The sequence below is a fragment of the Deinococcus puniceus genome, from assembly GCF_001644565.1.
GTDB classification, from domain to species: Bacteria; Deinococcota; Deinococci; order Deinococcales; family Deinococcaceae; genus Deinococcus; species Deinococcus puniceus.
The window spans coordinates 1,961,972-1,984,587 of record NZ_CP011387.1; the positions used below are offsets into that span (position 1 = coordinate 1,961,972).

The 22,616-nt window shown below is 63.2% G+C and carries 20 protein-coding genes and 1 tRNA gene; 12 read left to right on the forward strand and 9 right to left on the reverse strand.

Going from position 1 to position 22,616, the window contains the following annotated elements; genetic code table 11:
* Position 1: 1 nt before the first annotated feature.
* Positions 2 to 817, reverse strand: coding sequence for an indole-3-glycerol phosphate synthase TrpC (trpC, locus tag SU48_RS08930; protein WP_064014951.1), 816 nt, complete (start codon positions 815 to 817; stop codon positions 2 to 4).
* 107 nt (positions 818 to 924) lie between these two features.
* On the opposite strand from trpC, the gene hpt reads away from it, so the two are divergent.
* The 5 genes from hpt (at position 925) to SU48_RS14420 (ending at position 6,539) form a co-directional block, all read left to right on the forward strand.
* The gene (gene hpt / locus SU48_RS08935) at positions 925 to 1,452 is read left to right on the forward strand and encodes a hypoxanthine phosphoribosyltransferase (RefSeq protein WP_064014952.1); all 528 of its coding nucleotides are present in this window, start codon (positions 925 to 927) and stop codon (positions 1,450 to 1,452) included.
* 74 nt (positions 1,453 to 1,526) lie between these two features.
* Positions 1,527 to 2,801 carry an arsenical efflux pump membrane protein ArsB gene (gene arsB, locus SU48_RS08940; RefSeq protein ID WP_064014953.1) on the forward strand — a complete coding sequence of 425 codons (1,275 nt, stop codon included), beginning with the start codon at positions 1,527 to 1,529 and terminating at the stop codon, positions 2,799 to 2,801.
* Positions 2,802 to 2,833: 32 nt separating this feature from the next.
* Positions 2,834 to 3,295 carry a GNAT family N-acetyltransferase gene (locus SU48_RS08945; RefSeq protein ID WP_064014954.1) on the forward strand — a complete coding sequence of 154 codons (462 nt, stop codon included), beginning with the start codon at positions 2,834 to 2,836 and terminating at the stop codon, positions 3,293 to 3,295.
* Between the two features lie 290 nt (positions 3,296 to 3,585).
* On the forward strand, positions 3,586 to 6,042 hold the full coding sequence (gene leuS, locus SU48_RS08950) for a leucine--tRNA ligase (protein WP_064014955.1): 2,457 nt from the start codon (positions 3,586 to 3,588) through the stop codon (positions 6,040 to 6,042).
* Between the two features lie 374 nt (positions 6,043 to 6,416).
* Positions 6,417 to 6,539: a hypothetical protein gene (locus SU48_RS14420; RefSeq protein ID WP_269446944.1), complete on the forward strand. Its 123-nt coding sequence runs from the start codon at positions 6,417 to 6,419 to the stop codon at positions 6,537 to 6,539.
* Positions 6,540 to 6,653: 114 nt separating this feature from the next.
* Here the strand turns inward: SU48_RS14420 and SU48_RS08955 are convergent, their stop codons facing one another.
* The 3 genes from SU48_RS08955 to SU48_RS08965 all read right to left on the reverse strand — a co-directional run bounded on the left by SU48_RS08955 (position 6,654) and on the right by SU48_RS08965 (position 8,458).
* Positions 6,654 to 6,902 carry a hypothetical protein gene (locus SU48_RS08955; protein ID WP_064014956.1) on the reverse strand — a complete coding sequence of 83 codons (249 nt, stop codon included), beginning with the start codon at positions 6,900 to 6,902 and terminating at the stop codon, positions 6,654 to 6,656.
* 25 nt (positions 6,903 to 6,927) lie between these two features.
* On the reverse strand, positions 6,928 to 7,974 hold the full coding sequence (locus SU48_RS08960) for an alpha/beta fold hydrolase (protein ID WP_231881583.1): 1,047 nt from the start codon (positions 7,972 to 7,974) through the stop codon (positions 6,928 to 6,930).
* A 64-nt stretch (positions 7,975 to 8,038) separates the two neighbouring features.
* Positions 8,039 to 8,458 carry a hypothetical protein gene (locus SU48_RS08965; RefSeq protein WP_064014957.1) on the reverse strand — a complete coding sequence of 140 codons (420 nt, stop codon included), beginning with the start codon at positions 8,456 to 8,458 and terminating at the stop codon, positions 8,039 to 8,041.
* Positions 8,459 to 8,558: 100 nt separating this feature from the next.
* On the opposite strand from SU48_RS08965, the gene SU48_RS08970 reads away from it, so the two are divergent.
* Positions 8,559 to 9,836, forward strand: a complete 1,278-nt coding sequence (locus tag SU48_RS08970; RefSeq protein WP_231881584.1) for a lipid-A-disaccharide synthase-related protein — start codon at positions 8,559 to 8,561, stop codon at positions 9,834 to 9,836.
* Between the two features lie 99 nt (positions 9,837 to 9,935).
* Here the strand turns inward: SU48_RS08970 and SU48_RS08975 are convergent, their stop codons facing one another.
* Both SU48_RS08975 and SU48_RS08980 read right to left on the reverse strand, forming a co-directional pair.
* Positions 9,936 to 10,631: a response regulator gene (locus SU48_RS08975; RefSeq protein WP_064014958.1), complete on the reverse strand. Its 696-nt coding sequence runs from the start codon at positions 10,629 to 10,631 to the stop codon at positions 9,936 to 9,938.
* A 360-nt stretch (positions 10,632 to 10,991) separates the two neighbouring features.
* The gene (locus SU48_RS08980; protein ID WP_064014959.1) at positions 10,992 to 12,746 is read right to left on the reverse strand and encodes an ABC transporter substrate-binding protein; all 1,755 of its coding nucleotides are present in this window, start codon (positions 12,744 to 12,746) and stop codon (positions 10,992 to 10,994) included.
* A gap of 346 nt (positions 12,747 to 13,092) precedes the next feature.
* Between SU48_RS08980 and hslO the strand changes: the two genes are divergently transcribed.
* From hslO to SU48_RS09005, 5 genes are all read left to right on the forward strand, one after another.
* Entirely contained in the window at positions 13,093 to 14,004 is a 912-nt protein-coding gene (gene hslO / locus SU48_RS08985; RefSeq protein WP_064014960.1) for an Hsp33 family molecular chaperone HslO, read from the forward strand.
* A 222-nt stretch (positions 14,005 to 14,226) separates the two neighbouring features.
* Positions 14,227 to 15,507: a S1C family serine protease gene (locus tag SU48_RS08990; RefSeq protein WP_064014961.1), complete on the forward strand. Its 1,281-nt coding sequence runs from the start codon at positions 14,227 to 14,229 to the stop codon at positions 15,505 to 15,507.
* A gap of 77 nt (positions 15,508 to 15,584) precedes the next feature.
* On the forward strand, positions 15,585 to 16,652 hold the full coding sequence (locus SU48_RS08995) for a tRNA nucleotidyltransferase/poly(A) polymerase family protein (protein ID WP_231881585.1): 1,068 nt from the start codon (positions 15,585 to 15,587) through the stop codon (positions 16,650 to 16,652).
* Complete coding sequence (locus SU48_RS09000) at positions 16,649 to 17,278, forward strand: hypothetical protein (protein WP_064014962.1); 630 nt, start codon at positions 16,649 to 16,651, stop codon at positions 17,276 to 17,278. The genes SU48_RS08995 and SU48_RS09000 overlap by 4 nt, the downstream gene beginning before the upstream one ends.
* 68 nt (positions 17,279 to 17,346) lie before the next feature.
* Positions 17,347 to 17,961, forward strand: coding sequence for a site-2 protease family protein (locus SU48_RS09005; RefSeq protein WP_064014963.1), 615 nt, complete (start codon positions 17,347 to 17,349; stop codon positions 17,959 to 17,961).
* A 115-nt stretch (positions 17,962 to 18,076) separates the two neighbouring features.
* On the opposite strand, the gene trhA is transcribed toward SU48_RS09005, so the two are convergent.
* Together trhA and guaB are read right to left on the reverse strand one after the other, a co-directional pair.
* Complete coding sequence (trhA, locus tag SU48_RS09010) at positions 18,077 to 18,736, reverse strand: PAQR family membrane homeostasis protein TrhA (protein ID WP_064014964.1); 660 nt, start codon at positions 18,734 to 18,736, stop codon at positions 18,077 to 18,079.
* A 102-nt stretch (positions 18,737 to 18,838) separates the two neighbouring features.
* Positions 18,839 to 20,365 carry an IMP dehydrogenase gene (gene guaB / locus SU48_RS09015; RefSeq protein ID WP_064014965.1) on the reverse strand — a complete coding sequence of 509 codons (1,527 nt, stop codon included), beginning with the start codon at positions 20,363 to 20,365 and terminating at the stop codon, positions 18,839 to 18,841.
* A 164-nt stretch (positions 20,366 to 20,529) separates the two neighbouring features.
* Here guaB and SU48_RS09020 point away from each other — a divergent pair.
* Positions 20,530 to 20,605: transfer RNA gene (locus tag SU48_RS09020), tRNA-Ala, on the forward strand.
* A gap of 190 nt (positions 20,606 to 20,795) precedes the next feature.
* Here the strand turns inward: SU48_RS09020 and SU48_RS09025 are convergent.
* Entirely contained in the window at positions 20,796 to 22,580 is a 1,785-nt protein-coding gene (locus SU48_RS09025; RefSeq protein ID WP_064014966.1) for an outer membrane protein assembly factor BamB family protein, read from the reverse strand.
* Positions 22,581 to 22,616: the final 36 nt, after the last annotated feature.

Genomic DNA, 22,616 nt, shown 5'->3' on the forward strand with positions numbered 1-22,616 from the left:
TCTAAACGCTGAGCAATGCCCGCGTCGCCTGCGCCAGATCCCCACTTCCGGCGAGGCTGCTGCCCACCAGCACGGCGTCGGCCAGCCCGCGCACTACGCTCAGGTCTGCGGGGGTGCGGTAACCCGATTCGGCCACCAGCAGGCCCGCGAATCCGGCAGCGCGGGCGCGGGCAATCAGGCGCGGGCTGACGGCCAGATCGATGTGCAGCGTGGTCAGGTCGCGGTTGTTCACCCCGATGATTTCGGCTCCAGCGGCCAGAGCAATCTCCAGCTCGCGTTCGTCGTGGACTTCAACGAGGGCATCTAGGCCCAAGTGGTGCGCCATCCCCAAATACTCGCCCACTGCCTCGCCCAGCACGCTCACCATCAGCAGGGCGGCAGACGCGCCCCAGTCGGCGGCCTCGCGCAGCATGGCAGGATGAACGACGAAATCTTTGCGGAGAACGGGGAGCGACACGGCGGCGACAACAGCGTGCAAGGCTTCCGGGTTGCCGTCGAAGTGACGTGGCTCGGTGAGGACACTGATGGCCGCCGCGCCGCCCGCTTCATACGCCAGTGCCGCCTGTGCCGGGTCAAGTGGGGCAATGGCTCCCTGACTGGGGCTGGCACGTTTGACTTCGGCAATCAGCGACAATCCGGCGACCTTCAGCGCGGTTTCAAAGCGGCGTTGGCGGGGGCGGGCAGTACCCAACTCGGTATCTGCACCCGCATAATCGGCCACCCGTTCGGCCACGATGCGCCCCAGCACGCCCGGAACCCCGCTGAAATCCAGTCCTGCTCCGGCTGTTGCCATCCTTTCCACGCTGCCTTGCACCATAGCCGGAAGTATAGGGGCCGGGGCCGGGTCAATCCGGCGGCTGTCCTAGTCAGAGTTGCGCCCTATCAGCCCTCTGTCAGCACCCGCCGTGTTAGGTTATGAGGCATATGAGCCTCGCCCCCGGCAACGGCCCCGTGCAAATCACGCAGGAGCAACTTCAAGCCCGCATTCACGAACTCGCCCAGCGCATTCGGGACGATTACGCCGGACGCGATCCCCACCTGATCTGTGTCCTCAACGGCGCATTCATGTTTCATACCGACCTCGTGCGGGCGCTCGGCGTGCCCTGCACCATCGATTTTTTGCAGGCCAGCTCCTACGGCAACGAAAAACAAAGCAGCGGCGAAGTGAAACTGGTCAAGGATTTGCAGTTTCCGATCAGTGACCGCGATGTAATTCTGGTGGAAGACATCGTGGACACCGGCATTACCATGAGCTACCTGCTGCACTACCTGCAAGGACGCGGCCCCGCCAGCCTGAAAGTGGCCGCCCTGCTGAGCAAACCCAGTCGCCGCAAAGTGGAAGTGCCAGTGGAATATCTGGGCTTCACCATTCCCGACGCCTTCGTGTATGGGTACGGCCTAGACCGCAGCCAGTACGATAGGAACTTGCCTTTTATTACCAGTCAGGATTGAGAAAAACGGTCAGTGGCTAGGTGGAGAGTGGGAGAAGATGAAAAACCATCGCGGCCACTGCTCGCCTTAGTCCTGTGCTTGCCGTTCTGATTGTTCTGGCGACCGTCGCTCTGGTCATCTGGCGGCCCCTCGGCATCGGCGCGGCGCGGGCTGCCAGCGTGGGCGCAGGGGTGGCGCTGCTGGCGGGCGTGGTGCAGCTCTCCGACTTGCCTGTGCTGTGGGCGGCCACTTGGAACGCCACGCTGACGCTGGTTTCTCTGATCGCCTTGAGTCTCCTGCTGGATGCGGCGGGGTTTTTTCGCTGGGGGGCGCTGTATGTGCTGCGTTGGGGCGGGGGCAGCGGGCGGCGGTTGCTGGTGCTGCTGACTCTGTTCAGCGCGGTGGTGGCGGCCCTATTTACCAACGACGGCGGCGTACTGATCCTGACCCCGATTGTGCTGGAGGTAGCGCTGTTGCTGGGCATCGGACGCGCCGCGACGCTGGCGTTTGCCCTCGCTGTCGGCTTTGTAGTAGACGCCGCCAGTCTGCCGCTGCCATTGAGCAACCTGACCAACATCATTGCCGCCGACGCCTTTGGCATTGGCTTTGCCGACTACGTGCGGGTGATGCTGCCCGTGAATGCGGCGGTGGTGCTGGCCTGCGTGGGTGTGCTGCTACTGGTGTATGGGCGCGCCGTGCCGCGCCGCTATGACCTGTCGGGCCTGCCCGCTCCGGCCAGTGCGGTGGTGTCTTGGGGCGTGTTCCGGGCCGGGTGGGTGGCGCTGCCCATGCTGCTGGCGGGAGCCATTCTGGCAGAGGGCTGGCACATTCCGCTGAGCGTGGTGGTGGGCGCGTGTGCGCTGGGCGTGTGGCTGGTGGCAGGCCAGAGCCGCACAGTAGGCAGCCGGGCCGTGCTGCGGGCCGCGCCGTGGAATGTGGTGGCTTTCAGCTTGGCGATGTATACGGTGGTCTACGGACTGCGCGGCGCGGGCGTCACCGACAGCTACGGCGTATGGCTGGCGGGCGCGGCGGCACAGGGCACGCTACCCGCCGTTCTCGCCAGCGGGCTGAGTGTCGCGGGCCTCAGCGCAGGCCTGAACAATCTGCCCGCCCTGCTGATCGCCATTCTGGGCATTCAAGACAGCGGCGTGCCTGGCCCCGCCCGTGAAGCCCTGATCTACGGCGCAGTCGTGGGCGCGAATATCGGCCCCAAGCTGACGCCGATTGGCAGCCTTGCCACGCTGCTGTGGCTGCATGTACTGGCTGGCCGGGGGGTCAAGGTCAGTTGGGCCGAATACCTGCGGGCGGGCCTGATCCTGACGCCGCCCGTGTTGATGGTTGGCCTGCTGACGCTGTGGCTGGTGCTGTAGGGGTGGGGGCCGTGGAGTGTAGGGTGTGGGAAATGACCGCCCTGATTCGTGCCTTTGCGCCCGCCGATACTTCTGTTTGCTTGGCCCTGTTCGAGTCCAACATGCCCACTTATTTCCTGCCGTTCGAACGCGCCGACTTTGAGGCGTATCTGCACAGTCCCGGTGCGTATTGGGTAGTGCAACAAGCGGGGGAACCGGTAGCGTGCGGCGGCGTGTGGCAAAACTTCAGCAGGCCGGAGCGACGGGCAGGGCTGGCATGGGGCATGGTCAGGCGCGACTTGCACCGCACCGGCTTAGGCTCCCTACTGCTGCGCTACCGCTTAGACGCCCTGCGCGATATGGGCGAGGCCGAATGCTGGATAGACACCACTCAACACAGCGCCCCCTTTTTTGCCCGTCACGGTTTTCAGGAAACCAAGCGCACGCCGGACGGCTATGGGCCGGGGCTGGATGAAGTGTTGATGGTGAGGGAGTTGGGGGGGGGTCAGCGCTAAGGGCGTTTAAGGGCCGAGAGTTGAAGGGGCTAAAAACTGCAATCGCTTACGCTCACTCACCCCCTCCCCAACCCTCCCCCCTCAAGGGTGAGGGAGCAAACACAAAGTTTCACGAGTCCCCTTAGACCCGCCCGCGCCAATTCCGCTACACTGTTTCCCATGATCCGCTCTGCGCTTACTTGCCGGGGACGGCGCGACTAGCCTAGGCTTGTGCGCGTGTCCCCGGTCTGTTGTTGGCCGGGGCTTTTCTTTGCCCCAGACTTATTTCGCCCCTTCAGGAGAATCTACTCATGACCGATATTAAAGAACCCCGCGCCGAGCGGTATAACCCGCACGCCATAGAAGGCAAGTGGCAGGAGCAGTGGGCCGCCGATGGCCTGTACACCTTCCGCGAAGATGCCAGCAAAACCAAGTATTACGCGCTGACCATGTTCCCGTACCCCAGCGGCAACCTGCACATCGGGCACTGGTACGCCAACGTCGCGCCCGATGCCCGCGCCCGCTGGATGCGGATGCGCGGCTACAACGTGCTGTTTCCGATGGGCTTCGACGCCTTTGGGCTGCCTGCCGAAAACGCCGCCATCAAGAACAACGTGAACCCGGCCAAGTGGACGCGGGAAAACATCGCCTACATGATCGGGCAGTTTGGGCGGATGGGCACCATGATCGACTGGAGCCGCAGTTTTGCCACCTGTGATCCGGAATACTACCGCTGGAACCAATGGTTTTTTACCGAGTTCTTCCGGCGCGGGCTGGCGTACAAAAAAGACGGGTTGGTGAACTGGTGCCCCAAAGACCAGACCGTATTGGCGAACGAACAGGTCGTGAACGGCCACTGCGAACGCTGCGGCACCGCAGTAGAGCGCCGCAAGCTGAGCCAGTGGTACCTGAAAATTACCGATTACGCCGATGAACTGCTGGACTTCGGGGACACCGACATGCCGGAGCGCGTGCGACTGATGCAGACCAACTGGATCGGCAAGAGCGTGGGCGCGGAAATCACCTTCGACACGCCTGCTGGCCCCGAAACGGTGTTTACCACCCGCCCAGATACCCTGATGGGCGCGACGTTTTTGGTGCTGGCCCCCGAACACAGCAAGGTGGCGGCACTGACCTCGCCTGAACAGGCAGACACGGTGCGGGCCTACTTGGAAGCCGCCGGACGCAAAACCGACGTGGAGCGCCAGCAGGACAGCGGCGAGAAAACGGGCGTATTTACCGGAAGCTACGCCACGCACCCCATCAGCGGCCATCAGGTGCCGATCTGGGTGGCCGACTACGTGCTGGTCACCTACGGCACAGGCTCCATCATGGCCGTGCCCGCGCACGACGAACGCGATTTTGCCTTTGCCCGCAAGTTTGGGCTGGAGATTCGGGAAGTCATTCGGCCCGAGGGCGGCGCAGGCATGGGCGAAAACCCCGAAGCCTCCTACAACGGCGAAGGCCTGATCGTGAACAGCGGCGAGTTTGACGGCCTGCGCGGTGGCAAGGCCAGCATCGCCCAGATTATCGCCAAGCTGGACGAACACGGCGTCGCCAAAGCCAAAACCACCTTCCGCCTGCGCGACTGGTTGGTATCGCGCCAACGCTACTGGGGCACGCCCATTCCCATCGTGTACTGCGAGGAACACGGCGCTCAGCCCGTCCCTGCCGACCAACTGCCCGTGCGCCTGCCCGACAACGTGGAATTTACGCCCGCCGGACAAAGCCCGCTGAAGCTGAACCGCGAGTGGGTGCAGACCACCTGCCCCGTGTGTGGCGGCCCCGCCGAACGCGACACCGACACGATGGATACCTTCGTGGACAGCAGTTGGTACATGTACCGCTTCTTGTCCCCGCGTGACGAGGTTCATCCGTTCGACCCGGCGGAAGCGGGCAAACTGCCTGTCGATCTGTACACGGGCGGCATCGAACACGCCATTTTGCACCTGCTGTACAGCCGGTTCTGGACGAAAGCCATGCGCGACATGGGCCTGACCGAGCAGAACGAACCGTTCAAGTGGCTGCGAAATCAGGGCATGATCTTGGGGCCAGACGGCGACAAGATGAGCAAATCGCGCGGCAACGTAGTCGACCCAGACGACTTGGTGCGCGAGTACGGGGCCGACACCGTGCGGGCCTACTTGCTGTCGATTGCGCCGTGGGAAGACGGCGGGCCTTGGGATCCCACCGGAATTCAGGGTCCAGCGCGGTGGCTGTCGCGCGTGTGGCGCTTGTACTTCGATGAAGAAGGAAGTGGACCAGCCAAAAGCGTGACCGAAGCGGAGTTGCGCTACGCCACCCATTCGGCCCTGAAGCGTGTCACCGACGACTTCGAGCGCCTGAACTTCAACACTATTTTTGCCACGCTGAACATCCTGACCGACGCGCTGGCCGACGCCAAACGCAGCCCGGTACGCGCCACGCCCGCTTATGCCGAAGCGCTGGACATCCTGAACCTGATGCTGGCCCCGGTGGTGCCTCACGTAGCTGAAGAAATCTGGCATGAGCGCGGCAACAGTGGCAGCATTCATACCCAAAGCTGGCCCGCCGTAGATGAAGCCGCCGCCACCCGCGACACCGTGACTTTGGGCGTGCAGGTCAGCGGGAAAGTACGTGGCGAAGTCACCATTTCTAAGACCGCGACGCAGGCTGAGGCGATGGCCGCCGCCCAAGCCTTGCCCGACGTGCAGAAATACACAGAAGGCAAGACAGTGGTGAAAGAAGTGTACGTACCGGGCCGAATCATCAATATCGTGGTGAAGTGACAAAGTAGACAACTAGGCAGTCCTCTTAGGGCAGGCTCATCCCCATTCTCCAGTTTAGGCTGGTGGATGGGATTTTTTTGACTCTCTGCGGGGCAAGAGGTCTGGGTTAGCTCATCTAGACGGAGTTGAGCTATGACACAGTTCAGATCTCATTGCAGCAGAAATCGTTGCTCCTCCGCTCAAGTTCCTGAATGACCCACTGTCTCTTCTTGATTCATGTACCGTAAGACCTTTGTCAGTTCTTCACACCTATGCTGACAGCAGTTCACGTTATAGAGCCAAGTTGCCCGCAAGGTCTTCTGTGAAGTGCTTGCGTTGCCCTCTTCTCTCTTCAATCAGCCACTTTCTCGTTGTGCTTCAGGTCAGGAGTGTTCATGTCTAACGTACTTGCCATTCTTTATGCCGTAATCGTTGTGCCCATGTTCGGCGTACTGCTGGCTTGCACGGCCCTCAGCAGCCGCATCAGCCGCGAGGAATTGGACGCTGAAACTGCTTGAAGAGAATGGGTTTAATTGATCCGCACGAGAAGACATGCTTCAGAGACGACGCGAATAGACTCGGTGCAACTTAAGCCCCCCAGATACGGGGGGTTTTTGCTGTTCCTTTGAAGGTCAGTGGGGCGTACAACTCGCATCCCACTCCGCGAGGGCCAGCCGCCCGGCATCGCTGATTTCGAACATGCTACCGCCGACCAGCAGACCCGCATGTTCCAGCGCCAGCACGTCGCTCAGGCTGATGTCCTGCTCGGCATAGCGTAGATACAGCAACACGCACACGTCGTCGCGGTAGTAGCCGAGTGCGCCGCCCGCCAACTCCTTGAGAATGGCAAGTTGAGACGGGGCAAGCGCTGAAGCTGACATGGCTCAGAGTGGCACAAATCAGCGCTTAAGGATTCGCCCGCCAGAAAGCGTCCAGCGTCACCTTCACATCCAGCATTTTTTCCCAGTGGGGCAGACCATCGGTGTCGGCAATTCTGACCGCACTTTTGCCCGGTAGCGCGGCAAAGTCAGGCAGGCGGGCAAAGTTCACGAAGGCGTCCTGATCTGACATGACCACCACTGGAATGGTCAGTTTGCTGTACAGATCGGCGTAGGCGTCGGGCGTAAAGAGTTGGCCGCTGATGAAATATAAGGGCGCGTACTTGGCTCCGGGCTGGCGGCTGGTGTCTACAGCGTAGTCGATGAGGCCCACGTTGACTGGCCCCCGGAACGACGGATCAAGGAACAGTTCGATGACGGGGCGGGTTCGCAAAATGGCGTACAGGGGGGTGCCGAAGGTACTTAGGATGTTGTACAGCCGCTGGCCGCCGTCGTCGGCGTTGGCTTGCTGTGTGTTGCCCCGTGGCGTGCCGAGGCCACTGGGACTCAGCAGGGCCAGCGTGCGAATCCGGGGGTCTTGCAGGGCGGCGCGGGCGGCAAACTCGCTGCCGAGACTCATGGAAACCACGTCCACATCGCTGGCGAGTTGGGCCACCAACAGCAGCAGGGCGCGGGTCATCAGGTCACGGGTGTAAGCAATATCGGGGCGGGCGCTGCTGCCAAAACCGGGCCACTCTAGGGCGTACACCGGACGCGTGCCTGCGTAGGCGTCCCACACGGGTTTCATCTCGTAGGCGCTGGCGGCGGCATTGACCGAATGGGTCAGGAGTAGGGGCCGTCCCGCGCCGCGTGTGTCGGCGTACACATTGACTGGGCCGAAGCCGGGCAGCTCGAAGCTGAAGCGTTGGGCGGGCAGCGCAGGCCGCAACCTGCTGACGGTAGGCACGCCGGGGCTGGCCGGAGTCACCGTAACCGTCGTCTCGATCTGAAGCTGCGGCACGGTTTCGTTGGCAGAAACCGTGATGGTGGGCGCAGGCGTGCTGGTTTGGGCAAGTCCCGCCGTTCCGAGAGTAAGCAGGAGCGCGGTGGTCAATACTTTGAGGCCGGAGTTCATGAGCCTATCGTCTGACCTTGGTGAAGCGATTAATTGTAACTTTGGTTAATATTCTCCACTCCGTTCAGTTCAGTTGTCCGGCATTCCCCGAATTCTGGCTGGTGTAGGTGGCGGCCACGTCGCGCAGGACTCGCCGGGCCAGCGCAATCAAATCGTCTTCCGAAATGGCGGAGAGGCGGAACACACCGTCTGAACCGTATTCTCCCTGAAACACTCCGTCCGTGCGGCGCACCCGCACCAGCACTTCGCACAGGCCGAGGCGCAACCATGCGGCCACCCATCCACCCGGCGGGGCCGGACGCAGGCGGTTGGCGGGGTCAGGCGTAAAATCCAGCGTGACGTTGTTGAGGGGCAGCCCCGGCCCGCTGGCGGTTCGCAGAGCGTGGTACAGCGCGTTGATGAACGCCTCGCACGCCCGCTGTTCGGCCTGCCGCGCCTCGGCATGGCGGCGGATGGCCGCTTGCAGGGCGTCGAAGTCACTCATAGGGGGTAGCTCATACGGTGTAAGTCATACAGGGGCGCTCATATCTCTGGCCGTATTCCTACCATGTTTGGCCCGCACCGCCAACACAGGGCAAGTCAGGATGAAGGGAGCATCAGTGCAGGCGGGTATGCTGCGCGGCGTGACTTCTGCTGGCCTGCCCCTCTCCCCCACCTTCAATGCTGTCCAGAATGCTGGCCCCAAAGCCGCCCTGCTGATTTCGAACGGCACGGCAGAAGACCTGATCGGAGCGCGGTTGGCCGGATTGCTGCGCCTGCCCGTGCGCTACTGCCCGCTGGTGGGAGAAGGCAGGGCGTACACGGCAGTCTCGGAAGCGGTACGGGTGGGCCGGGTGCTGAGGCTGCCCAGCGGCGGTTTCCCTTTCGGCAGCGTGGGAAATTTGCGGGCAGATGTGGCGGCGGGCTTGGTGCAGGAGTCGCTGGGGCAGTGGCAGGACGCCGTGCAGGGGGCACGCGGCGCGGGCGTGGTGGTGGTGGTGGGCGACGCCTACGCCCTGATGGTGGGCACACTGGCAGCTCGGCGGGCCGGGATCGGGCTGATTCATGTGCAGCCGCTGCTGAGCGCCCAGTATCTGGAAGGCCTAAGCGTGCGCGGGGCTATGCAGGAACTGAACGCGCTGGGGGCCAACCTGCCGATGCCTTACGAACTGCGGCTGGCAGCGGGGGCACGGGCCGTGTTCGTACGGGACGCCCCCACCGCTGCCTACTACGCGGCGCGGGGCGTGGCGGCACGCTGGGCAGGGAGCTTCGCGATGGATGTGCTGGCCGCCCCCGAACGCGATCTGAGTCAGTTCACGCGACATAAGCCCCCCGTGCTGGCCCTGATTCCCGGCTCCCGCGAAGACCACCGCCAGAGCCTTCCGCCTATGCTGCTGGCCTCCGCCCGCCTGCCCGAATTCACGGCACTGGTGGCATGGCCGCACGACTGGGACGCCGTAACCCTGCCCGCTGGCTGGGCACTAGACATTGGGAGCGAAACGAAAGCCTACGCAACAGGCGAAGGCGTGCGTGTGCCTGTACTGCGCGGGGCATTCGGGGCCATTGCCCACGCCGCAGATGTGGCGATTGGTACGGCAGGCACCGCCAACGAACAACTGGCCGGACTGGGCAAACCAGTAGTGGCTTTTGCGACGGCTGGCCCGCAGTTCACCGCAGGGTTTGCCCGCAGGCAAGGCCGGTTGCTGGGCGAGGCGCTGAGTGTGGTGGACGCTGACCCAGACGCCCTTGCTGCCGAAGTGCGGGCGCTGAGACAAGACGGCCCCCGCCGCGCCCGCGCTGCCCTAGCAGGGATGACGCGAATCGGGCCAGCCGGAGCCTTACCCGTGATTGCCGAGGAAGTGCAGCGGGCGGCAGGAGTGTAGAGCGTGGATCGTAGCAACCGCCCAACCCACGATCCACGTTCTACGATCCCTGCAAAGCGTCCCGCCCTTCCCTCTCACTACTCACCACTCACGGTTTTCCTACCCAATCTGCTTCGGATCGATCCAGCCGCGTTTAATTCCGAACAACACCGCTTCGGTTCGGCTGCCGACGCCCAATTTAGAAAAAATATTGGCGAGGTGAACCTGTACCGTGCGCGGGCTGATGTCCAGATCACGGGCGATTTCTTTGTTGGTACGGCCTGTGGCGGCCACCAGCAGCACTTCCAGTTCACGGGGGCTGAGGGCGTCTTCGGGCGGCGTGGGCGTGGTTTGGGCACTGAACCGCTCCAGCACCTTGCGGGCCACGCTGGGATGCAGGGCGCTTTCGCCCGCTGCCACCGCCCGCACCGCGCCCAGCAGGTCATCCTCGCTGGCGTTTTTCAGTAGGTAGCCCGCCGCGCCCGCTTCCAACAGGGCAAACACGTAGGCATCGTCGTCGTAACTGGTCAGCACCAGCACACCCACACCGGGCAGGAAGGCTTTAATGGCACGGGTGGCCTCGATGCCGTTCATACCGGGCATAGACACATCCATCAGGATCACGTCTGGGCGCAGGGCGCGGGCCTTCACGATGGCGTCTTCGCCACTGTCGGCCTCGCCCACCACGCGCAAGTCGGATTCGGTTTCCAGCAGTTCACGTGTGCCCTTGCGCACCACCGGATGATCGTCGACCAGCAGCAACGTGATGGCGCGGGGCGTCTCGGTGTCGGGTTCGCGGGGGTCTGCATCAAGCATAGGCGCAGAATACGCGGCGCGGCGGAGAAAGATGGGGCAGGAAGTCTAAGGGTCTAAGGCAGGGCACAGGCAATCGCTACGCTCACTCACCCCCTCCCCGGCCCTCCCCCCTCAAGGGAGAGGGAGAACACACAGCTTCCAGCCCTTCTCTGTTGCCCTCCACCCTTGCGGGGGACTCGTAGAGCTGCGCAGCAGAGGGCGCTGCAAAGCAGCGGGGTGGGGGGAATGAGTGCCAGCGATTGCCCTTGACTTTCCTTAGACCCTAGACCTTTAGACCCTTTGACTTCCTTTCACACAAACAAAAACTGCCGCCCCCTCAAGGAACGGCAGTCTGAATGTATGAAAGTGAGCGTCTGGGCTTCAGCCTTTGCTGAGTGCCTTCCAGAGCGTGCCCGTGCGGAAAGAGATCATCGGGTTGAAGGCTTCGGCGCTGATGCCCTTGACGGTGTCGCGGTAGGCCAGAATGCCGGGATTGCTGGGCAGCAGCACGTAATACGCCTGATCGGCGGCGCGGCGCGCAATGTTGGCGTACAGCTCGTTTCGGCGGGCCGTGTCGGTGATCGTGCGGGCCTCATTAATCCACGTATCAAGCTGCGTGTCCTTGAAGTTCAGGCGGGGCTGGTAGTAGCCGTCGCTGCTGTAAAAGGTATGCACGAAGTTGTCGGGATCGGCGTAATCGGGTGCCCAGCCTGTAATGATCATCAGTTCTTTGCCCGCCGCACCGTCGCTGATGATTTCAGACCACTGCTTGGCCACGATGTTCACGCGAAACTTGGGATTCAGCGATTCGATGTTCTTCTTCAGCAGTTCCATGCCCGTTTGAGCGCTGACACTTCCGGCGCGGTAGGTGGCGTTCAGCGTGAAGCCGTTGGCCCAGACCTGACCGCCCCAAGCCCGCTGGAAGGCGGCGCGGGCGGCCTCCAGGTCAAATTTGGGGGCTTCCAGATTCTTGTCGTAGCCGGGGAACGTATCGGGCAAGAGGAAGTTACGGGCCTCGCCTTTCTCGCCCTGAACTTCCTTGATGTACTGCGGCACGTTGAAGGCCGCGACGAAGCCCCGGCGCACGTCTACGTCGCTAAAAAAGTTGGCGGGAATACCCTTGCCGTCCAGCTTACCACTGCCGATGCGGGTGGCGTCTTTCATATTCTGGTTCATGGAGATGCCGAACGCGCCTGTATCGGGCAGGTTGTCCAGAATGGCGATGCCTTCCTTGCCCGTCAACTGTTCCTCGATGATGGGCCGTCCACCCGTTTCGATCAGATCGGCGTCGCCCCGCTCGAAGGCTTGAAGGCGGGCGGCCTGTTCCGGCACCAGCTGAATGACTATGTTCTTGATACTGGCCTTGTCGCCCCAATAGTCCTCGAAGGCGGTGGCCGTCAGCGCGTTGGCGGTCTTTTCCAGCAGGCGGTAAGCGCCCGTGCCGCTGGGGTCTTTGGCCAGCGGGCTGCCGGTCAGGTCTTTGCCCACCGCCGCCTTCCATGTGGCTTCGGTACCATCCCACTCGCCAATTTCCTTGGCATGGGCGCTGTCTACGATGCTCTGGCCCGTGTAGGCCAGCTTGGACAGGAACGCAGGGTCAGCTTTAGGGAGCTTGAAGACCAGCGTTTCGCCGTCGCACTTCACAGCGTCCGTAATGCGCTGCCAAGTAATTGAGGTGTCGTCGTTGGCGTTCGCGCCCGTACCCAGCAGGCTTTCGGAGAGGAACCAGTTGCCGCTGTCGGCGGTGTTGGTGACCAAGTTGCGGCGGAAAGTGTATTCGGCGTCGGCACACTTGAAATCGTTGCCCGCGTGGAATTTCACGCCTTCCCGCAGCGTGAAACGGTACTCGCGGCCCTCGTTGCCTTCCGTCCATTGGGTTGCCAACTGCGGCGCAAGCTCGCTCAGGCTGTTGCCCTTGTAGGTCAGCAGCGTCTCATACAGGTTTTCTACGACTTGCCCACTGCCCGTGTCGTAGGTGGTGCCGGGGTCTAGGGTGGGAATATCGGCGGATTCCTGCACCACGAGGGTACTGGCCGCGCCATTGTTGCTCTGGTTATTGCAGGCGGCCAGCGTGAGGGCGAGCGTGGTAAGCGCGACGGCGCTAAGGACTTTTTTGGGGGAGTGAATGAGGGTCATGGTTCTCCTTGAGGGCAACGTGCATATACTCCGAAGTGGCTCTACCCCAAACGGGCGAGTACGGCACTAGAGCGGCAGATTAGAGAGCGGTCATGAGGAAGCATCCTGAGAAATCTAAAGGTGTGCCCCCTGCCGCGTCAGGTAAGTGCGAGAAGGCCCGCCAGCGCGTTGAACTTGATTTAAAAAGGCTCAAGAACAGGCTCTGGCAACGGCTGGAGCATCACTCACGCCAATTAAGGTCAGTCTTTACGTGTGCCAGCGCCTGCCTTATATCGCGGGCAACACCGCCGAGTTGAATGCAAGGCGTCCCACATCAGCCTTGAGTGCTGTCATGTAAGATTCCCTGATGACATCCAGCCAGAACTCTGATTCCTATGTGTTGCGCGGAACTGCGGCGGGCGGCACGCTGCGCTTTGTGGGTATAGACGCGACCAAAATCGTAGAAGACGCCCGCCTGCGCCACGACCTCAGCAAAACGGCGACGGCGGCGCTGGGACGAACGCTGGCCGCTTCCGCGCTGCTGGCCGTGGTGCTGGGCAAAAAGACCGACAGCCGCGTGACCCTGCGCCTAGAGGGTGGCGGCCCGGTGGGCTGGATCGTGGCCGAGGGCAGCACCGACGGCAGCGTGCGCGGCTATGTGCGCCAGCCGGGGGCCGATTTGCCCCTGCGCGAAAGCGACGGCAAACTGGACGTCAGCGGCATCGTGGGCACAGAGGGGGAACTGGCCGTGACCCGCCTGCTGGACAACGGCGAGCCGTACACGGGCAGCGTCGACCTCGTGAGCGGCGAGATTGCCGAGGACGTGAGCATGTATCTGGGCGTATCGGAGCAGATTCCGAATGCCGTGCTGCTGGGCGTGTACGAGGAAGGCGGGCGGGTGGCCCACGCGGGCGGGCTGCTGGTTCAGGCCATGCCGGGCGTGACCGATGAAACGCTGGGCAAGCTGGAGGCCAACATCCGCGCGATGGGCCAGATCACCGACAACCTTCGCCGGGGCAGCCTGATGGAAGCGATGCACCGCGCCGCCGAAGGGTTGGAACTGCTGCTGGCCGCCGAAGCACAAGCCGCCCGTTTTCAGTGCCGCTGCTCCCGCGAAAAGGCCAGCGACAGCCTGAAGTTCTTTAACGCCGAGGAGCGTCAGGAAATGATGGACGCGGGCGGCCAAGAAATCGTATGCCACTGGTGCGGCGAGCATTATCAGATCAGCCCCGAAGAAATCGCGGCGCTGGGAGCCGGGCCGGAGCGGGCGAAGGCGTAAGGCACTTTGCGCCGGGAACGTGGTGGGTGGATCGTAGAACGTGGGAAGGGCGCAGATGGTCAGTGAGGATTTACTGCTCTGCACTTCGGCCACCTCGCTAGAAATTCATTTGACATCTCCACGATCCACAGGTTTACAATCCACGATCCTCTAAGCCAGCCTTAGCCCACCTCCCATACCGCACTGCCCACATTTCTGCACAGCGCCCCTACAATTCCCCCTATGAAGGCCCCTCTCATCGGAACCCTGCTGGTACTCGCCGGACTTGGCTTGGGCGCGACGTTGCTCAGAGATCAAGTGCCTGTAGGCGGGGCAAGTGCGCCCGCGGCGGCTCCCGCACCCAACGAAGCCGCCGCGAAATTGCAGAATGAACTGAACACCATCGACATCGTGAAGCGCTTTGAGCCGGGACTGGTGTACATCAGCACCGAGCAAGACATTGCCAGCAGCGATCCATTCGGCTGGATGTTTGGCGGCGGCACGGAGGAAACGCAGGTGCAGCAGGGCGTCGGCAGCGGCTTTTTCGTGAATGCTCAGGGCGATATTCTGACCAATTACCATGTGGTGGCAGGTCAGGCCGGAGCAGGTGCCGCCGACAGAATCCGCGTGCGCGTGATGGGCCGCACGGAAACGGTGACGGCCAAAGTCATCGGGCTGGCTCCGCAATACGATTTGGCCCTGATTCGCCCGCAGGGACTGGACGCCAACCTGATCAAACCGATTCCACTGGGCAATTCGGACACGTTGCAAGTGGGCCAGAAAGCCGTGGCGATGGGCGCTCCGTTCGGACTGGATTTTAGTGTGACCGAGGGCATTGTCAGCAGCACCGCCCGCCAGATTCCGATTGGGTTTTCTACCAGTGGCAGCGGCGAAGGCATTACCCAAAAGGCCATTCAGACTGATGCGGCCATCAATCCGGGCAACTCCGGCGGGCCTCTCTTAGACAGCAGCGGGCGCGTGATCGGCATCAATACCCAAATCTATTCGCCCAGTGGGGCCAGCGGCGCGTCTCAGAGCGCGGGCGTGGGCTTTGCCATTCCCATCAACGCGGCCAAAAACCTGTTGCCCCGCCTTCAGGCCGCGGGCGGCGGTGTGGTGCTGGCCCCCAAACTGACCGGAGTGACGCCCGGCTTGGTGGTGCAGCAGCGCACGGCGGGCGGCGCGAGGAATGTGGCGGTGGGCCTGAGCATGCTGTCCAGCGAGGGCAAAAGCACGCTGAACTTGCCGGAATCGGGGCTGGTGGTGGGCGGGGTTGCGCCCGGAACGCCTGCTTACGCGGCTGGGCTGCGCGGCGGCACGGACACTCAGGCCTTCCGGGGCGGCGCGATTCAGCTAGGCGGAGACGTGATCGTGGAGGCGAACGGCTTGCCCGTAGATGCCTTAGAAGACCTGCAAGCCGCGCTGATCGACAAAAAGGAAGGCGATACGGTGACGCTGAAGGTGGTCAGGGACGGCGAGACCCGTGAGGTGAAGGTCACGCTGGACGCCGCCGCTTTTCAGTGAAAGACAGGGCAGTGAGCAGGAGCCAAGAAGAAGCAAACACCGTCTGGGACAGCCTTCCCTCAGACGATCAACTCTGGTTGACCGACTTCGCGGCGCTGGTTCCGGCGGGGGCAACTGTGGCGTTGGTGGGCGGCGCGGTGCGGGACGGCTTGCTGGGGATTGCCTCCAACACTTCACCTGATCTGGATTTGGCGATAGAAGGCGCAGATCTTCAGGCTTTGGCAACGGCAACAGGCCTGCCCTTCACCTTTCATGCGGCGTTTGGCAATGCCACCGTGACCCTGCCCGATAACCGAACCGTAGACTTGATCCGTACCCGCCGCGAAACATACCCGGTGGCAGGCGGCAACCCCGTTCCCGAACCCGGAACCCTGACCGAAGATTTGCAGCGGCGCGATTTTGGCCTCAATGCGCTGGCGCTGGTGCTGGAGCCGGGGGGAGAACTTCACCTGCTGGACGTGGTGGGCGGCCTGCCCGATATACAGGCGCGGGTGCTGCGGCCCCTGCATTCCGGCTCCTTTCACGAGGATGCCAGCCGGTTGGTGCGGGCGGCACGGTTGGCGGCGCGGCTGGACTTGGCGGCCCACCCCGATCTGCTGGCGCAAGTGCCCGACGCGCTGAAGATGGCCGAACAGACTCCGCGCCTATGGGCTGAGCTGCGATTGCTGCTGGCCGAACCTCGCCCCGGACGAGCGGCCCGGATGCTGGAAACGTGGGGCGCAGGCCAACTCCCGCCCCCCGCCAGTCTGCCGCTGCTGGACGCGCTGGACGCCGAAAAAGAGCAGGGCGTGGCTGTCAACTTTCAGACCTACGCCGCTGCCCTGCTGCACGTCGCGCCGAATCCTGCCGACTTGGCCGCCCGCCTGAATTTGGGCGAAAAGCCCGCCGCGTTGCTGGCCCGTGCCCTCTCCGACACGCCGTATCCAGACGGCAGCCCCGAACGAATCCTGCGGCGATTGCTGCGCCCGGACGCCTACACGCCCCTGACTGGGCGCGACGTGGTGGCGCTGGGCGTTCCAGCGGGCCAACAGATCGGCGCGGCGCTGGCCTACCTCGCGGGGTTGCGGGCAGCGGGGCAAGTGCAGTCGGCAGAGGATGAACGGGCGGCGCTGAGGCAGTACGTGCGGAACCTGCCTCCTTCATGATCGGCCCGCTGACTCTGCTGACCACCGAACCCTTGCTGCTGCTGGTGCAGGTGGCCGCACTGCTGGCAGGCATGATCCTAAAGGGCGTGGTGCAGGCCCGACTCGCGGCCCACTGGGGCGACAGGAGCGGCGTGCAGGCGGGCTTCGGTTGGCCTGAGCCTGCGGTGCACCTTGACCTGTGGCGGCTGGCGCTGCATCTGCTGATCGGGGTGGCGCTGCCCCGGCCCGTGCCGCTGGCCCTGCGCGGGCCGAATGCTGCCGCCGTGCTGCTGATTGGCCCGCTGACGCTGGTAGCAGTGGCCCTCTTGCTGTTGGCCCTCCAACGTATTCAGCAACAACTGTTGCCCGCCACCGCCGACGTGATCGGCACCGGACTGGGCCGCGCCGCTTACGGCCTGTGCCTACACACCCTGTTCAATCTATTGCCGCTGCCGGGGCTGGATCTGGGGCGAATGCTGGCCCACACGGCCCGGCTTCCGCCCCTGCTGACCAAGTTGCCCCGCCCCCTGCGCGGCACGCTGCTGCCCGCGCTGGCTTGGACAGCCCTCTTCTTGACCGGCACGTTGCAATGGGCCACCGCGCCGCTGTGGGCGGGCCTACAAAGCACGATCACGCTGCTGCCCTAGCACCGGTACGCAGAGCAGGAAGAACGGCCCCTATTCGGACAACGCCTTCCCCGTAGAATGCAGGGCCTATGGGCCTTCTCAATCTGCTGACCACCAATCCCACGGCGTTCGTGATTATCGCTGTGGCGCTCGTCCTCTCCTTAACTGTTCACGAATTTGCCCACGCCTACGTTGCCGACAGATTGGGAGACCCCACGCCGCGCCGATTTGGGCGGGTCACACTGAATCCGGGCAAGCACCTAGACCCGCTGGGCACGCTGCTGCTGTTGGTGGCAGGCTTCGGATTCGCCAAACCCGTGCCCATCAATCCGGCCAATTTGGGGCGCTGGGGCGTACTCTGGGTGTCGGCGGCAGGCCCCATCAGCAACCTGCTCATTGCTGTTGTGACCGCCATTTTGCTGCGTGTCCTGCCCCAAAACGACTTGACGTTTCAGGTCTTGCTCACCGTCCTAGGCATCAACGTCGTGTTGGCTGTCTTCAATCTCATTCCTATCCCATTGCTGGACGGCAGCCGCATTCTGGGCGCACTCGTGCCGTCGCTGGGCCGCAGCCTCGCGCAATTTGAAGCCATGCCGTTCAGTTTTTTGCTGGTGATGGGGTTCATCTTTCTGGCCCGCGAGCCTATCAGCGGAATCATCAATACGGTACAGCGGTGGGTACTGGGCGTAGTGGGCTACGCATGAACGCCTGACCTGATTGGTATCAGTCGGCTTTGAAGATTGAACACAACACCGCCCCCATGAATAAGCTGGGGGCGGTGTTGTGTTTGATAGGGGAGCTTGTTGAACTCTGTACGCCTCAACTCAGGCTGAACATCATCGCTACATGTGCGCCAGTTCCTGCCAGCACGAACAGGTGCCAGACTTCGTGGAAGCCCCAGTGCTTGGGGAACTTGCGCCCGCGTGGGCCGGGGAGCCACCGCTTGGTGCCGTAGACGACTGCGCCCACGGAGTACATCACGCCGCCTGTGGCCAGCCAGAAAATAGCGGCGGGAGGCAAATTTTGCACCAGTTGCGGCATCAGGGCCAAGGCCGTCCAGCCCATGCCCGCGTACAGCAGCGTACTGATCCAGCGGGGCAGGCGCATGGTGACCAACTTGAGGGTAATTCCGGCAATGGCGATGCCCCAGATGACCCACAGCACGGCTTCGCGCCACACGCCTTCTAGCCCGTAGTAGGCGACTGGGGTATAACTTCCGGCGATCAAGAGAAAGATTCCGGCGTGATCCAACTTGCGGAGCCACAGCAGGCCGCGCTCGCCTGCCCGGAAGGAATGGTAGCTGGCCGAGGCCGCGTAGAGCGCCACCATACTGACGCCGAACACTAGGAACGGCCACAGGCTCAGCCCGCGCGAGTGCGCCCACCACAGCAGCGGCCCCAGCACAATTAGGGCCGCAGCCGCTCCCGCCCAGTGGGTCAGGGCGTTCACAGGCTCGCGGGGAGAAGGCAGTCGGTTCATGAGCTCTAGGGTAGTGCGCCTGTGGGTGTGGGGTGTGGGAACGGGGACACAGTGCAAAGCCGCTCGTTTAGACACAGGGATGTGGACACGGGGGCAAGAAGCTTACTTGCCGCCGTAATTCGGCGCTTCCCGCGTAATGGTGACGCCGTGCGGGTGACTTTCCACAAGGCTGGCCCCCGTGATCCGCACGAACTGGGCATGATCGCGCATGGCCTGCAAATCGGGTGCGCCGCAATAGCCCATGCTGCTCCGTAAACCGCCCACAAACTGATAGATGACTTCGCTGGCGGTGCCCCGGTAAGCCACGATGCCCTCGATGCCTTCGGGCACAAACTTGCGGCTGCCCGACTGGAAATAGCGGTCACTGCTGCCCTGATCCATTGCGCCAAGGCTGCCCATGCCCCGGTAGCTCTTGTAGCGGCGGCCATCGCGCAGCACGGTTTCGCCCGGAGATTCGTCGGTTCCGGCCAACATGCTGCCCATCATCACGATGCTGGCTCCGGCGGCGATGGCTTTGGGCACGTCGCCCGTTTGCTTGATGCCGCCGTCGGCAATGACCGGAATTCCGGCTTCGAGGGCTACGCTGCTGGCCTCGAAAATGGCCGTGATTTGAGGCACGCCGACGCCCGTAACGATGCGGGTGGTACAGATCGAACCCGGCCCGATGCCCACCTTAATGGCATCGGCACCGGCCAAAATCAGGTCTCTGGCCCCGGCTTTGGTGGCAATGTTTCCGGCGATCACGTCTACGTCAAACTGCTCTTTCACACGGCTCAGGGCATTCAGGATGCCTTGGCTGTGGCCATGAGCGCTGTCCAGCACCAGCACGTCTACGCCCGACTGCACCAGCGCGGCGGCCCTGTCCATCAGGTCGGCACTCACGCCAATGGCGGCGGCCACCCGCAGACGGCCCAAGTGGTCTTTGGCGGCGCGGGGGTATTTCACACGCTTGGTCAGGTCTTTGATGGTGATCAGGCCGCGCAACATGCCGCCCTCATCGGTCACCAGCAACTTTTCTATACGGTTGCGCTTGAACATCTCGTGCGCCTGCTCCAGCGTGGTGCCCACCGGCACCGTAATCAGGTTGTCGCGGGTCATCACGTCGGCAATCGGCGTGGTCAGGTCGTCCACAAAGCGCATGTCGCGGTTGGTGATGATGCCCAGCAAGAGGCCGTTGGGATCGGTAATCGGCACGCCGCTGATGCGGTATTCGCCCATCAGACGGTCTGCGTCGCCTACGGTGGCATGCGGCGGCAGCGTAATGGGGTCGACGATCATGCCGCTTTCGCTGCGCTTGACCTTGCGAACCATTTCGGCCTGCGCGTCTATGCCCATGTTCTTGTGAATCACGCCGATGCCGCCTTCACGGGCCATGGCAACGGCCATCGCCAATTCGGTCACGGTGTCCATCGCCGCCGACACGAACGGGATATTCAGGCGCACGCGGCGGGTCAGCTGGGCCTCCACGTTGACCTCGTGCGGCAATACGGTAGAATGCCGGGGCTGCAACAACACATCGTCGAAGGTAATGCCTTCTTGTCCAAACTTGTAGCTGAAACGGTCTGAGCCGCTGCTGGGCGTCTCTTCCGGCAAATTGGTTTGGGTGGGGGCAGTTGCTGGCGCACTCATGGCCCGGAGTTTACTCTGATGGCCTGCCCTTTGCGGTGACGGTGTCCACACCAGTGGGCCACTGAAGGCCACTCCTGCCCCTTGCAGCGCTGCTTGCACGCTTCAGGGCCTCATGCTAGATTTTCTGTCGCCTGCAAGGTGTTCAAATAGGAACTTGGGAGTCTGGGGTCGTAGCTCAGCTGGGAGAGCGCGTCGTTCGCAATGACGAGGTCAGGGGTTCGATCCCCCTCGACTCCACCAGAGAAAAACATTTTGAGTTGGTCTTGGTAAAAGAAAGCCCGCCTGTGACGGCGGGTTTTTTGTTGGTTGGATTTGCGGAGGTGCTTGTCTCAGGGTCAAGGATTTAAGGAAGGGCAACTGCTAAAGCCAGAGCCGTACAGCCCCAGCAAAAGCCCACTTTCACCAGCCATCCTCAGACCCTCAGACTCACCTACTTCCGCACGATCACGTCTGGGTATTCCGGCTGAGGCTTGATCGGCATGACTTTGGGCAGATTCAGCGGGAAGGCGGTCACGCGGCCCAGACGGGTGAAGGTGACGGCGGGCGTCGGCGTTTGCGTCAGCGTCACTTGGGTGCCGGGCAGCTTGGCCAGCGCCGACAGCGGCACATAGGCCACTTTGTTCAGCGTCCGCACGGGCACGACTTGACCCGCGTCGGTGGCGTTGGCGGCCAGTGTGGCGGTGCGCGGCGTCAGCACCCGCACGCTCAGGCCCAAGGCTCCGGCAGCGGGCGAGAGGGGCAGGTACACCACCCCGGCCTCTAGGCGTGCGCCTGTGGCAGCGGCTCCGGCCAGTTGCGCGGGCGTCAGCACTGGCGCAGGCGGGGGAATGACAACCGGCGGCTTGGGCGGGGTGGGCGTCGTGGGGCGGGGGGGCGTGACTGGCGGCGTGGGCGCTGGAGGAGTCGGTGGCTTGGGCACGGGTGGCAGGGTCGCCAACACCGCAGTCGCGGCGGCGCGGCGGGCTTGCGTGCGGGCCTGAGCCTCGGCTGGCGTCAGCACGCGGCCCCAGCCTGTGGGCACGCCCCGGAACGTCGTCCATGCGCCGTCGGCCAGCGGGCGCTGCTTGGCAAGAGCACTGAGGCCGCCGCCTTCGGTCACGAAATACAGCATGCCCTGATCGCTGACGGCCACGCCGGTATCTATCTTCTTGCCCGTCTTGAGCGTCCAGACGGCTTGCCCGGCCTTGCCTACCGCGTGCAACGTGCCGCCGAGGTCTCCCACGATAATGGTGCCGTCGCTCAGTTCGGCAGCGGGCGCGGCGATGGGCGAGCCTGCCTTGTAAGTCCACTCGGGTTCGCCGGTGGTATTGATGGCGTACAGGCTGCCGTCGTAGCTGCCCACGACCACCAGGCCGCTGCCCGTAATGATCGGGCTGGCATTCACGAACAGTCCGGTGGGCCTAGACCAGCGCACCTTGCCGTCTGGCCCGACAGAATAGATTCGGCGGTCACTGGAACCGAAATACACGTTGCCCTGCGCGTCTATGGCGGGGCTACTGAACACCAGCGATCCGGCGGCGAAGACCCATTTCAGCTTGCCTTCGGGCGTCACGGCGTGCATGCGGTTGTCCTGACCGCCAAAGTAGATGGTGCCGTCAGGGGCGATGGCCGGGCTGCTGAAGATGGGCGCGGCAATCTTGAGTGTCCACAGTATCTTCCCGGCGGCACTGACGGCGTACACGCTGCCGCCCGCTGTGGTGGCGATGACGCTGCCGTCAACGCGAAGGGCGGGGCTGGCGAACAGGTCGCCGTCCAGCCGGACTCGCCACAGCAGTTTTCCGGCTCCGTCCAGCGAGTACAGATAGTCGTCGTAAGTGGCGGCGACGACGTTGCCTTCGGGGGTGACGATGGGGTGGGCGCGGCCTATATCGCCTGCGGCATAGTTCCATTTCTCCACGCCGCGTGCGTCGGTGCGGTGAATCCGGGCATCGGCCCCCACAAAAGTCAGGTCACCGTTGTCAGAGACCGCCACACCCGACAGCACGCGCAGTTCCTTGAACCAAGCCACCTGCGGCGCGGCGGTGGGGGGCGTTAGGGACGTGCTGGCGGGGGCAACAGGTTGATTGGAACCCGGCTGGGAAGTGACTGCGGGGGCCGGGACGGAAGGAGCAGGGGTGACGCGCGGCACAGCGGACTGGGCCGATGAAATCTGCGCTGCCAGCAGTAACCCGGTGGTCAGCAGCAGGCTTGTGAATTTTGAGTGAGGTTTTCTCATTTGAAGGTAAGCTCCTTTACATTGCCTTTACGGTGC